Source organism: Lysinibacillus sp. NPDC097287, assembly GCF_044761695.1.
Classification (GTDB): Bacteria; Bacillota; Bacilli; order Bacillales_A; family Planococcaceae; genus Lysinibacillus.
On the sequence record NZ_JBIWCX010000007.1, the window covers coordinates 187,276 to 198,954 of the forward strand.

At 37.2% G+C, this 11,679-nt stretch carries 12 protein-coding genes; 8 read left to right on the forward strand and 4 right to left on the reverse strand.

All coding sequences use genetic code 11. From position 1 onward, the window contains the following. Positions 1-111 precede the first annotated feature (111 nt). Together ACIQ2D_RS12210 and ACIQ2D_RS12215 are read left to right on the forward strand one after the other, a co-directional pair. Positions 112-1,338: an MFS transporter gene (locus tag ACIQ2D_RS12210; RefSeq protein ID WP_402864359.1), complete on the forward strand. Its 1,227-nt coding sequence runs from the start codon at positions 112-114 to the stop codon at positions 1,336-1,338. Positions 1,339-1,708: 370 nt separating this feature from the next. After that, positions 1,709-2,578, forward strand: a complete 870-nt coding sequence (locus ACIQ2D_RS12215) for a MurR/RpiR family transcriptional regulator (protein WP_402864361.1) — start codon at positions 1,709-1,711, stop codon at positions 2,576-2,578. 112 nt (positions 2,579-2,690) lie between these two features. Here the strand turns inward: ACIQ2D_RS12215 and ACIQ2D_RS12220 are convergent, their stop codons facing one another. Next, complete coding sequence (locus ACIQ2D_RS12220) at positions 2,691-3,494, reverse strand: GNAT family N-acetyltransferase (protein WP_402864363.1); 804 nt, start codon at positions 3,492-3,494, stop codon at positions 2,691-2,693. A 295-nt stretch (positions 3,495-3,789) separates the two neighbouring features. On the opposite strand from ACIQ2D_RS12220, the gene ACIQ2D_RS12225 reads away from it, so the two are divergent. Further along, a complete protein-coding gene (locus tag ACIQ2D_RS12225) occupies positions 3,790-4,716 on the forward strand; it encodes a manganese-dependent inorganic pyrophosphatase (protein WP_402864365.1) in 927 nt (308 codons plus the stop codon). Positions 4,717-4,784: 68 nt separating this feature from the next. Here ACIQ2D_RS12225 and ACIQ2D_RS12230 read toward each other — a convergent pair whose 3' ends face one another. Continuing rightward, a complete protein-coding gene (locus ACIQ2D_RS12230) occupies positions 4,785-6,173 on the reverse strand; it encodes an FAD-dependent oxidoreductase (protein WP_402864367.1) in 1,389 nt (462 codons plus the stop codon). 127 nt (positions 6,174-6,300) lie between these two features. Between ACIQ2D_RS12230 and ACIQ2D_RS12235 the strand changes: the two genes are divergently transcribed. After that, complete coding sequence (locus ACIQ2D_RS12235; RefSeq protein WP_402864369.1) at positions 6,301-7,005, forward strand: DsbA family oxidoreductase; 705 nt, start codon at positions 6,301-6,303, stop codon at positions 7,003-7,005. Between the two features lie 229 nt (positions 7,006-7,234). Further along, entirely contained in the window at positions 7,235-7,861 is a 627-nt protein-coding gene (locus ACIQ2D_RS12240) for an FMN-dependent NADH-azoreductase (protein ID WP_402864371.1), read from the forward strand. Here the strand turns inward: ACIQ2D_RS12240 and ACIQ2D_RS12245 are convergent. Both ACIQ2D_RS12245 and ACIQ2D_RS12250 read right to left on the reverse strand, forming a co-directional pair. Next, positions 7,797-8,180, reverse strand: a complete 384-nt coding sequence (locus tag ACIQ2D_RS12245) for a DUF2500 domain-containing protein (RefSeq protein ID WP_402864472.1) — start codon at positions 8,178-8,180, stop codon at positions 7,797-7,799. The two genes, ACIQ2D_RS12240 and ACIQ2D_RS12245, sit on opposite strands and share 65 nt — an antisense overlap. Positions 8,181-8,262: 82 nt before the next feature. Next, positions 8,263-8,790: a YceI family protein gene (locus ACIQ2D_RS12250; RefSeq protein ID WP_402864373.1), complete on the reverse strand. Its 528-nt coding sequence runs from the start codon at positions 8,788-8,790 to the stop codon at positions 8,263-8,265. Between the two features lie 733 nt (positions 8,791-9,523). Between ACIQ2D_RS12250 and ACIQ2D_RS12255 the strand changes: the two genes are divergently transcribed. The 3 genes from ACIQ2D_RS12255 to ACIQ2D_RS12265 all read left to right on the forward strand — a co-directional run bounded on the left by ACIQ2D_RS12255 (position 9,524) and on the right by ACIQ2D_RS12265 (position 11,656). Then, entirely contained in the window at positions 9,524-9,829 is a 306-nt protein-coding gene (locus ACIQ2D_RS12255) for a winged helix-turn-helix transcriptional regulator (RefSeq protein ID WP_402864374.1), read from the forward strand. A gap of 85 nt (positions 9,830-9,914) precedes the next feature. Further along, a complete protein-coding gene (gene murB / locus ACIQ2D_RS12260; RefSeq protein WP_402864376.1) occupies positions 9,915-10,835 on the forward strand; it encodes a UDP-N-acetylmuramate dehydrogenase in 921 nt (306 codons plus the stop codon). Between the two features lie 68 nt (positions 10,836-10,903). Then, positions 10,904-11,656, forward strand: coding sequence for an exodeoxyribonuclease III (locus ACIQ2D_RS12265; RefSeq protein WP_402864378.1), 753 nt, complete (start codon positions 10,904-10,906; stop codon positions 11,654-11,656). The last annotated feature ends 23 nt before the right edge of the window (positions 11,657-11,679 follow it).

Here is an 11,679-nt window from a genome sequence, read left to right on the forward strand (position 1 = left end):
TCACAAATTGTCTGAACAATTCGGTTTTTTGAAATTTTACTTGTCACCTAATTGAAACAACTGTATAGTGTAATTGTTATGTAAAGTCAAGTGTAAAGACAGGTGGTTTAAGTGACAACAAGTAAAACAACAAAGCCAGTATCACGAAATAAGCTTTTAGGTGTAGCGGGTGTCGGTTGGCTCTTCGATGCGATGGACGTAGGAATTTTATCATTTGTCATAGCAGCATTAGCAATCGATTGGGATTTAACGAAGACTGAAATGGGTTGGATTGGAAGTGTAAACTCGATAGGGATGGCAGTAGGTGCCCTTGTATTCGGTGTTTTAGCAGATAAAGTAGGACGTAAACAAATTTTTATGTGGACATTAGTCTTGTTCTCAGTAGCGAGTGGTTTGTCTGCATTTACGACAACATTAGTAGCGTTTTTGCTGTTACGCTTTTTAGTAGGGATGGGACTAGGAGGAGAATTGCCAGTAGCATCAACGCTTGTTTCTGAGAGCGTAGAAGCGAAGGAGCGAGGGAGAGTTGTTGTATTACTGGAGAGCTTTTGGGCAGCAGGCTGGTTAGTAGCAGCACTGATTTCTTATTTTGTAATTCCTGCGTTCGATCAATCAATGGGATGGAGAGTTGCATTATTACTAACAGCTCTACCAGCAGTGTACGCTATTTATATACGCTGGCACTTACCCGATTCACCACAGTTTACGGTTAAGGTAGAATCGAAAAAACGTAGCATTATCCAAAATATCCGTGACGTATGGTCGAAAAAGTATGCGCGTTCTACACTGATGCTATGGATACTATGGTTTACAGTAGTATTTTCATACTATGGTATGTTTTTATGGCTACCGAGTGTAATGGTCGATAAAGGTTTTGACATGATCACAAGTTTCAAATATGTACTTATTATGACATTAGCACAGCTTCCAGGCTATTTCACAGCAGCATGGTTCATTGAAAGGTTCGGACGTAAATTTGTACTTATTTCCTATTTAATTGGAACTGCTGTAAGTGCTTTCATTTTCGGGAACGCAGAAACAATGGTAATATTATTGATTTCCGGTATGTTTTTGTCATTCTTTAATTTAGGGGCATGGGGTGCATTGTATGCCTATACACCAGAGCAGTATCCAGCGAACATTCGTGGAACTGGGGCTGGGATGGCGGCAGCGGTTGGTCGAGTAGGTGGTATATTCGGTCCATTGTTAGTGGGTTCTTTGTTAACGGCCGGCTATGATATTGGCTTTATCTTTGCGATTTTCTGTGGAGCCATAGTAATCGGTGTAATTGGTGTGATTTTCTTAGGAAAAGAAACAAAGCAAACCGAATTAGAATAAAGAGCAAATGCCTTGGTCACGCTTGTGTTCCAAGGCATTTTTAATCCATATTTTTGCGTTTATAATACATAAAAATAAGTGATTATTAATTAATATACATATTTATTTAAAGTTTGTTAAAATGACTAAAGACTAAGAAAGTTGTTGTTGTGGACCATGATAATAAAGAAGTAGTTCTCGAATGAAAATATAGCGAAATTATGTCATTTTATTACGGACTATTGCACTAGCAATTTAAAGCGCTAAAGATTTTTCAGAAAAGTCATTGTATTCAAATTGTAATCGTGATACTGTATTTTTAACCGAATTTAGAGTCAGTAGTAAACAATCTCCATTCGTGATAATTTCTTTGGAAGAAAGGTTGTTAGGAATGAGTATCAATGAAGATATAAAAAGAAAATTTGTAAGACTTTCGAAGGGCCAACGTAAGGTTGCACAATTTGTAACAGATAACCCGACAGTTGTTATTGCAAATGGCGCTGCAGAAGTGGGGAGGCAGGCTAATGTCAGTGAATCTACGGTCATTCGTTTTTGTTATGCCATGGATTTATCGGGTTATGTAGAACTTCAAGAGGAAATACGAAGTTATTTAATGACCCAAAATGAAGACGTCAAGGTGCACTCAACGAATTCAGCAGGAAAACAAAGTGTGCTAGCTTATTGTAAGATCATGCAGCGAGATATACAAAACATTCAAGATACAATTCGCCTTATTAATGATAATACATTCCAAAAAAGTGCAAAGTGGATGCATGAGGCAGATACAATTTACATATTAGGTGCTCGTCAAGCCGCTTCTGTGGCAAGTTGGTTATCCTATACAATGAAAACATTACGACCAAATGTGAAGCAAATACGCACGGATTCGGATGATTTTGTACAACAAATTAATAGTATGGGGGAACGTACAACTTTAATCGTATTCTCATTCGACAAGCATACGAGTGATATGAAGACAATTGTTGAAATTGCCAAGATGAAGAAAGTAAAGATCATAGCAATTACTGATTCAGCGTTGTCTCCGTTAAGAGAGTATACAAGTGCGCTATTTGCACTAGGTATGAAAAACCAGTCTACACTTGATGTCATTCCTGTCCTGTTCTCATTTATGCATGCGTTGGTGGAAGAAATGATCAGTCGCAATAAAGTGGGATATGATAAGTACTTGCAATCGTTTGAACAAGTAGAAAATAATCTACTTTTCCTAGATGTCGCTAGGGAAAAGCAAGTGTTGCGATAATCATAAAATTGAACACGTAGATAAGCTTGCAGTACTTGTTTGCGTGTTTTTTAATTGCGAATAAAAAAGACCATAATGTTATGGTCTGTAATAGTAGTTAGAATAGTAGGGGCTAAATAATCTTACCCATAACACATTCATCAATTAACGAGTTATTTAGGAAAATCGACTGCAAACGTTTGCCTTCATACTGAAATCCTATTTTTTCAAAAAGTTGTAAAGCACTATCGTTATGTGCCATTACAGATAATTCTAATTTTTTGATTGCTCTTTCTCTTGACCAACTTTCAACTTCTTCCATAAGCGTTTTACCGATACCTTGACGGTGATACGCCTCTTTTACTGCTAAGTGGACAGATGCAACATGCTTTGCTCTAGAATGCTTGTATCCATGAATAACGGCATATCCAGCAAATGCTCCATTTAAAATACATACTAGTATTGTGCGGTTTTTCAACTTTTTCCAGTTTATTAAATCTTTACGAAGTTGTTGTACAGTTAGCTCTAATTCGTTAGGAGCGTTGTACATAAATTCTGTTTCGTGAAAGATTTCTTCTTGCAAATTAATAAACGCTTTTGCATCAGATGCCTCAATGGTACGAATTATGTAAGCAGAAGAGTTTTCATTATTTTCAGGAACTTGGTTTGTACCGGTTCTTGCATAGTTGTGACAGAAAGTGACACTTGCACCAAGTTTGACATCAACTACGTAGAAACCTGAATCTGTCCAAGATAAGTAGTGAGATAGAGGTGGTTTAGTTTTTTTCCACCAACTCGTATTTAAATAGGCAGCGTTTGGTAAGGATTGCCCTATAATATTTTCTAGTGCGCTGAAAGATAGCGTTATTTCATTTTGCGTTGTGACTTGAAAGAAATTTGCTAATGGAATATACTTCTTTTCCATATTTTTTGTCATTGTAATCCTCATTTCTCTTATTTCCTAAAAATATAGACTAAATGATAATATCATAAAATTATGTATTCTTGAATAATTAAACACAACTATGTATCTATTGGTAGAGGAAGTATGTATTCGAATAGTGAGTATTGAAGATAATATGCAAAATACAATTCTTTTAGAGTTACTTATTTCTTGAATCGAAATTAGCTATATTGATTTGTCGTGTAACAACATATTCTGTCATGCTATTTCGTAAGGTGTGGTAAAATAAAAGCGAAAATGTAATCGCCATTTAGGAGGAATAATATCAATGAATAAAGTTTTAGTTTTCGGACATAAAAATCCAGATACAGATACAATTACATCTGCAATTGTTTATGCGTATTTAAAACAACAACTCGGTGTAGAAGCAGAAGCAGTACGTCTTGGCGAGGTAAACAACGAAACAAAATTTGCATTAGAAAAATTCGGTTTTGAAGCACCTCGTTTAATCGGTTCAGTAGCTGGAGAAGCAGCACAAGTGATTCTTGTAGACCATAACGAATTCCAACAATCAGCTGACGGTATCGAAGAAGTACAAATTACAGAAGTAATCGACCACCACCGTGTAGCGAACTTCCAAACTTCAGATCCTTTATACTATCGTGCTGAGCCAGTGGGCTGTACAGCAACAATTTTAAATAAAATCTTTAAAGAAAACGGTGTAGAGGTGCCAGCTAACATTGCAGGTTTAATGCTTTCTGCGATCGTGTCTGATACATTATTATTTAAATCACCAACTTGCACAGAGCAAGATGTAAAAGCGGGAGAAGAGCTAGCGAAGATCGCTGGTGTAGATGTTGCTGAGTACGGTTTAGCTATGCTTAAAGCGGGGGCTGACCTTTCAGATAAATCACTAGAAGATCTTTTATCTTTAGATGCAAAAGAGTTCCAATTTGGTGAGTATAAATCAGTAGTTGCCCAAGTAAATGCTGTTGATGTTAACGATGTACTTGGTCGCCAAGAGGAATTAGAAAATCTTTTAAACAAAAATGTTGCTGAAAACGGCTTGGATTTATTCTTCTTTGTTGTCACAGATATATTAAACAACGATTCAACTGCAGTAGCAATTGGACAAGTAGCAGACGCATCTGCAAAAGCATTTGGCGTTGAAATCGTAAATGGTCGTATCGTATTACCGGGTGTTGTATCTCGTAAAAAACAAATCGTACCAGTACTAACTGACGCTTTAAAATAATGAAAAATCCGAAGTTTCCTAGGTGACTTCGGATTTTTTTATTGGTTTTTGGAATATAGAATCTGAGATCAAGATTCCTCGAGCTTCAATGGATACACGGCAGGGCCTTCGATGACTTCTCCTTTCGCGTTGAAACGAGAACCATGACACGGGCAATCCCATGTTTCGTCAGCTTTATTCCATTTTGTTTTGCAGCCCAAATGCGTACATTTTGGTGCGTTTTTATGCTTTATATAGCCGGTCACTAATTCCTTCGATACAAAGCCCCCGACCTTTAGCATTTGCATAAATGTGGCACCGAATTTTGTGCGTGAAGGTGAATAAAGTGCTTTTGCTCCAGTATCTACTTTTCCTCCTGTAATAAGTGAACAGAGTAAATCTCCTGCAACAAACGAATTGGAAATGCCCCATTTCCTATAGCCAGTTGCCATAAAGACATTTGGAACAGATTTTGAAATATTTCCTACGTACGGTAGCATGTCAGGAGTTTCAACATCTTGAGCGGACCATTCATAGAGTGGGGGGTGTTGGTCGTAATGCTCTTTCATATCTTTTTGTAATGCATCATAAAAAGGCAATGTGTCCGTTAATTGCCCAGCGATATGATTGGCACCTGCTATTAGCAAATAATTTTCGTCATTAATCGTCGTTGTACGAACAGATCTAGTGGGGAAGTCGACGGATAAATATTGAGCACGTAACGTATCAGTAATTTTACTGGCAACAATATAGGATCTGCTATTTGAGAGCTTTAACAGCTGCAATCCTTTAATAGCTTCTATTGGGTAATGTGTACATAAGATTAGTTGTTTGTATTGAACGGTCATGTCGTTTTGCGTGTGCACTTCATTTTGATTGAGTAAGAGTTTTTGTACGCGTGTGCTTGTGTAAAGCTTCGCACCTGCTGCTTGTGCTTTTTTTGCGAGTATGTTGGCAACTTCAACAGGGTTAATTTGGGCTTGATGAGGCATGAGTAGCGCTTTTTTTATAGAAAATGGCAGCTCAATATCGGTGGTTAGCTTTCCGTCTATTTTCAGGGCATTATAGGCACTCCATTCATCTAATAAATCTGAATTGCCTAATTCTGTTTGGCTATAAAGCACAGAATCTACTTTTCGAAAAGCTGTTGGTGGTAGTAGCTGCAATGCTTTATCAATGGCTTGCTGGTTGAGTTGGTAGTAAAGTTGGGCATCGCTAAGAGATAGTTTTTCCATTAGTTTAGAGTAGATGACACCGTGTTGAGCAGTCAATTTCCCTGTAGAGTGACCAGTAGTACCGTGGCTAACATGTGAATTTGCCTCGAGAAGTACAACATCCACCCCGGCAGTTGCTAGTGTATAGGCTGTATATAATCCAGATAGCCCCCCTCCAATAATACAAACGTCGCATTTCATTGATGCACTAAGGGTCGGTAAAGAAATTGAGTCGGTAGTCGCTAGCCAAAGAGATTTTGTCATACATAAGCCTCCACAGGTTTTTACTTTTAAGTATGGAAGACAATTTGAAAAATTATGCAAGTAAGCATATAAATTGCCTCATAATGGAGGGGGTCTATACAATGGGTGAAAGGGAGTGTGTTTATACATGAAAATTGAAATTTGGTCAGATTACGTCTGTCCGTTTTGTTACATTGGAAAAAAACAAATAGAAAAAGCAATTCAAGATACAGGTTTTACAGGCCAAGTAGAGCTTGTTTATAAAAGTTATCAGCTAGATCCAAATACGCCTACGGATTCGAATAAGTATATGTATGAAGCATTAGCAGGAAAGTATGGTATGTCTATAGAGAAGGCTAAGGAGATGTCACAAGGCGTAGCAGCACGTGCTAAAGAAGTGGGACTCAACTATAATTTAGATGACTCAATGGTGGAAAACACATTAAAAGCACATCGTCTTGTAAAATGGGCAGAACAGCAAGGGGACGCATCTCCGCTTGTAGAAGCATTATTACATGGCTATTTCATCGAAGCGAATCGTATTGGGCAAGATGAAGTATTACTAGCTATTGCTGAGCAGCTTGGTTTTAACCGAGAAGAAGCGGCGAAAGTATTAGCGAGTGATGTTTTTGCAGATGAAGTTGAGGCTGATATTCAAGAAGGTTTACAACTTGGTGTACGTGGCGTACCATTCTTCGTCATAAATCAAAAGTATGGTATTTCTGGTGCACAACCTCAAGAAGTGTTTGAAGATACGCTACGTCAAGTGGCAGAAGAAGAAGGCTTACGACCAGGCTTAAAGATGCAAGGGTCGGCTACTACTAGTTATTGTACAGATGATCACTGTGAATGAAATCTAACGTTATTCAGTAGGCATTCAAACACTGACTGAATGATGTTCAAACCTCCGAATTTATAAAAAAATTCGGAGGTTTTTTATTGTACAAAAGTAATTAAACATCTTATTTCAGTCAAAAGTCTGAGTCCACTTCGATTGACTTTTTGTTGTTTTTTTCTTAAGATACTAATATATCTTGAATTCGAGATAATAAAAGTTAGTTAACTTAAGGGAGATTATATAAATGAACGTATTAGTAGTAAAAGCAAACAACCGCCCAGACGGTATCTCAACAAAAATGTATGAAACTTTCATGGAAAACTTAGAAGGCGCGAACGTAACAACTTTCGACGTATTTGCTGAAGATATGCCTTACTTCGGTCAAGATCTTTTCAATGCTTTCGGTAAATTACAAAACGGTGAAGAGTTATCTGAGATCGAATCTCGTATCTTAGCTGCAAAGCAAAAAGCAACTGACGCATTATCAGCTGCAGACGTAGTAGTATTTGCATTCCCGCTTTGGAACTTAACAATTCCTGCTGCATTACAATCTTTCATTGACTACACTTATGCTGCTGGCTATTCATTCAAATATGATGAAAACGGCAACTTAGTAAGCTTAATGACTGACAAAAAATACATTGTACTTTCTGCTCGTGGTGGTATTTACTCAACTCCAGAAATGGCACCAATGGAAATGTGCGTAAATTACATCAACACTGTAATTGGTGGCGTTTACGGTATGCAAAAAATTGATGAAGTTGTTATCGAAGGTCACAACGCTGCTCCAGATAAAGCACAAGAAATTATCGCTGCTGGTTTAGAAAACGTGAAAAAGGCTGCACAATCTTTAAAAGCTGTAACTGCATAAGAGTATATAAAAAGGAGAGCGCGAAATTAATCGCAGCTCTCCTTTTTTGTCGTTCAAATGTTTGAAACCATGTTCCTTGGAATGTTAATAAACCAAAATCGCCTTCAGCCAATTGTCCGTATTCTCGACCACTTACTCGTAGCTCCATACGATCTCCACTCTGAACTTCAAAAGTAATATAATAGGTAGTGCTTGCTGAAGAATCCCCAGCGCCTCCGCTCGTACGTGTTCGCTTTGTAACTACTTTGGCTGGCACGGTTAAGACAGGAGAGGCATTATTCTTTGACCATTCTTTAAGATTACTAATAATAACGAATATAAATTTTCCAAAAAATCCTCAAGATATTTTATAATATGTAGCATCGAAAAAAGCTAACTATAAAAAATAGTTAGCTTCATATTTAAACGGGGTTTATTTCAAGATCGACGTTTATATCAATTTCATCACTTATCAATACACCACCTGTTTCGAGTAGGGTATTGTAAACTAATTTAAAGGCACGTCGATCAATTTGTGTTTTTGCTTGGAATCCATGCACCTCTTGCCCCCATGGGTTAATGGCGCAACCAGTGTATGTAGTATTAAAAACAACAGGCTTCGTTGTATCTTTAATCGTTAAATCACCATGTAAAACGAATAAGTTATCTTTAATTTTTTCAACCTTGGTTGAGACGAACGAAATTTTAGGATAAAGATCGGCATCAAAAAAATCTGGTGATACGAGATGTACATCACGATCAAAGTTTTTCGTAGAGATACTCGCCACAGCTATTGAGAACGAAATATGAGCATCTAACATGTCCTCTATATCTGTAACAGCTAATGTAGCGCTATATGATTCAAATGTTCCATGTATTCGTGATACCATCATATGTCTCACGGAAAAACCAATTGTTGAGTGACTAAAATCAATCGCATATTTCTTCATCGAATCCCTCCTAAAACACTATCTTACACGAATCATAAATTAAATAATTCATTGATTCAATGAGTTTTTAGTGAAAGAAATGAAATAGGAGGTAAATTATAGTGTATTTTGTGAATTTTTATAATTATTTTTAAAACAAAAGTACTTAGAAGGTGATTTTATCAATGTTGAAATCAGTTATAATGAAGCGACAGTTTTCAATTGTATGTATATGGGAATTGTGCGATCCAGTACTTTGCCATGCATTTATGGTGATAAGGTAGTAAAAACTTTTGAATTATATACTACCTTTGGAAGTTTGTCATAATAACAAAGCTAAGTGCATCTATATAAAAGTGAGTTGTTTTTTCTTCAAAAATTTTTATGTTGAAGTGCATCCTGTTTAATGTTGTATCTTTTAGTAAATAGTCCAATGACGACTAGTGAAAGTCACAATACCACAGTAACCTGCAATTAGTCTACTATCCATTCGATGGTGGACGAATAGCGACACTTTTTTCTGTCGATATTAGATATAATAGGGTTTGAATCTCCCAGAAAAGCAAGTCAACATGAGTTGGTGAGTGCTTGTTAGTGTTCAAATTTTAGCTATGGGATATCTGTCAGGAGCACTTTAAAGACCTCTCGAAACCTAATTACTTTTAATAATCAGGTGTAAAAAAGTAAATAAGTTACTTAAAATTTACTTTTGTCGTAGAAATAGTTACAATAGAATACATAAGAGGTGAAATATATGAATGAGACAGGTTTATGTCCTCGTCTAGCAAAAGCAATGGATTTAATCGGTAAACGTTGGACTGGGTTAATATTATATCAATTATTAGACGGTCCCCAGCGTTTTAATGAAATAGAATCTTCACTACCAGTAAGTGGTCGTTTATTATCGGAGCGTTTAAAAGAGCTTGAAAAAGAAGGGCTCGTGGAACGTAAAGTATATACTGAAGTGCCAGTACGTGTAGAATATTCTTTGACTGACAAAGGGCAAGCGCTGGAAGGTGCTATTCGCAACATAGAATCTTGGGCGGAAGGTTGGTTATAATACTCACTTCATTTTACTTGTCAAAATGATGTTCTAAATCCATACTAGTGTAGAGTAAAAAGGACTTTAGAAAGGAATTAGCTCTATGACAAAAGAACAATGGGCTGCGGATTTAGCGAGAAGCATTAATCCAGCCAACATCAAGTTAGATGAATCGTTACAAGCATATACAATGACAAAATTAGGCGGTAAGGCAGATTTATTTATCCTACCTGAAACTGAGCAAGAAGCAGCGGCGGTTATTCGCTACGCATATACAAATAATATTCCATTATTAATGTTAGGTAATGGTTCTAATATGGTGGTACGTGATGGTGGTTTACGAGGTATCGTAGTGACATTCACACATTTAGACGAAATCCGTATAACCGGAGATCACGTTTATGCTCAAAGTGGCGCACTCATTAAAGATGTATCTAAATTGGCAGCAGCGGCGTCTCTTACAGGATTTGAATTTGCGTGTGGTATTCCTGGTTCAATCGGTGGTGCTATGGCGATGAATGCTGGAGCATATGGCGGGGAAATTAAAGATATTATAATTTCTTCTAAAGTACTAACAAAAGAAGGCGAACTTATGACGTTAACAAAAGAAGAGCTTGAGCTTGGCTATCGTCAAAGTATTATCGCTAAAAAAGGTTATTATGTTTTATCTTCTGAATTCCAGTTAGCAAAAGGTGTACAGGAAGAAATTGATGCGAAAATTGCTGATTTAACTTATCAACGAGAATCGAAACAACCACTTGAATATCCATCAGCAGGTAGTGTGTTTAAACGCCCACCTGGTCATTTTGCTGGTAAGCTCATTCAAGATTGTGGCTTGCAAGGGCAAGGTGTTGGTGGTGCAGAGGTATCAACAAAGCATGCGGGCTTTATCATCAATAAAGGGAATGCCACTGCGACTGACTATATCGAAACAATTCGTATGGTGCAGCGTGTAGTAAAAGAAAAATTCGGTGTTGATTTAGAAACTGAAGTGAAAATTGTCGGTGACGAGGTAAACAAATAGAGAATGTTGAGCGCTCTTCGCTAGTTGCGAGGAGCGCTTTAGCACGTTTAGGGAGGAAAAAAAGCGTAATGAAATTTATTTCATGGAATGTGAATGGCATTCGTGCTTGCTTAAAGAAAGGGTTTTTAGATTTCTTTCAAGATATCGATGCAGATTTTTTCTGTATTCAGGAGTCAAAATGTCAGGCGGGACAAGTTGAGCTAGATCTAGAGGGTTACGAGCAATATTGGAATTATGCAGAAAAGAAGGGTTATTCAGGGACGGCGATTTTCACGAAGCATACACCGCTTTCTGTGCACTACGGCGTAGGTGAAGATGAGTCGCAGGAAGAAGGACGTATTATTACGCTTGAATATGCGGATTTCTATTTAGTAAATGTGTATACGCCAAATGCGCAACGTGATTTAGCAAGATTGCCATTAAGACTAGTATGGGAAGATCGTTTAGCCTTGTATTTAAAGGAGCTTGATGCAAAAAAGCCTGTTGTGTACTGCGGTGATTTGAACGTCGCAAGGGAAGAAATCGATATAAAAAATGCTAAATCCAATATCGGTAATTCTGGCTTTACATTTGAAGAACGAGCGAAAATAAGTGAACTTTTAGCAAGTGGTTTTGTAGATTCTTTCCGCTACAAGCATCCAAATGAGACAGATCATTTCACTTGGTGGTCGTATATGAACAAGGTGCGCGAGCGAAATATTGGCTGGCGAATTGATTATTTCATTGTATCGGAGCGTATAAAAGAACAAATTACAACAGCAACTATTCATCCACATATAATGGGTAGTGATCATTGTCCGATTGAGTTACAAATTAAATAGTGTTTTTGTATAAGAAATCGCAT

What these genes read in the sequence shown, in the direction of transcription:
- ACIQ2D_RS12225 (WP_402864365.1), top strand. Translation starts at nt 3,790, where the DNA reads ATGAATAAAGTTTTAGTTTTCGGACATAAAAATCCAGATACAGATACA.
- ACIQ2D_RS12220 (WP_402864363.1), bottom strand. Translation starts at nt 3,494, where the DNA reads ATGACAAAAAATATGGAAAAGAAGTATATTCCATTAGCAAATTTCTTT.
- ACIQ2D_RS12230 (WP_402864367.1), bottom strand. Translation starts at nt 6,173, where the DNA reads ATGACAAAATCTCTTTGGCTAGCGACTACCGACTCAATTTCTTTACCG.
- ACIQ2D_RS12215 (WP_402864361.1), top strand. Translation starts at nt 1,709, where the DNA reads ATGAGTATCAATGAAGATATAAAAAGAAAATTTGTAAGACTTTCGAAG.
- ACIQ2D_RS12240 (WP_402864371.1), top strand. Translation starts at nt 7,235, where the DNA reads ATGAACGTATTAGTAGTAAAAGCAAACAACCGCCCAGACGGTATCTCA.
- ACIQ2D_RS12265 (WP_402864378.1), top strand. Translation starts at nt 10,904, where the DNA reads ATGAAATTTATTTCATGGAATGTGAATGGCATTCGTGCTTGCTTAAAG.
- ACIQ2D_RS12255 (WP_402864374.1), top strand. Translation starts at nt 9,524, where the DNA reads ATGAATGAGACAGGTTTATGTCCTCGTCTAGCAAAAGCAATGGATTTA.
- ACIQ2D_RS12235 (WP_402864369.1), top strand. Translation starts at nt 6,301, where the DNA reads ATGAAAATTGAAATTTGGTCAGATTACGTCTGTCCGTTTTGTTACATT.
- ACIQ2D_RS12250 (WP_402864373.1), bottom strand. Translation starts at nt 8,790, where the DNA reads ATGAAGAAATATGCGATTGATTTTAGTCACTCAACAATTGGTTTTTCC.
- murB (WP_402864376.1), top strand. Translation starts at nt 9,915, where the DNA reads ATGACAAAAGAACAATGGGCTGCGGATTTAGCGAGAAGCATTAATCCA.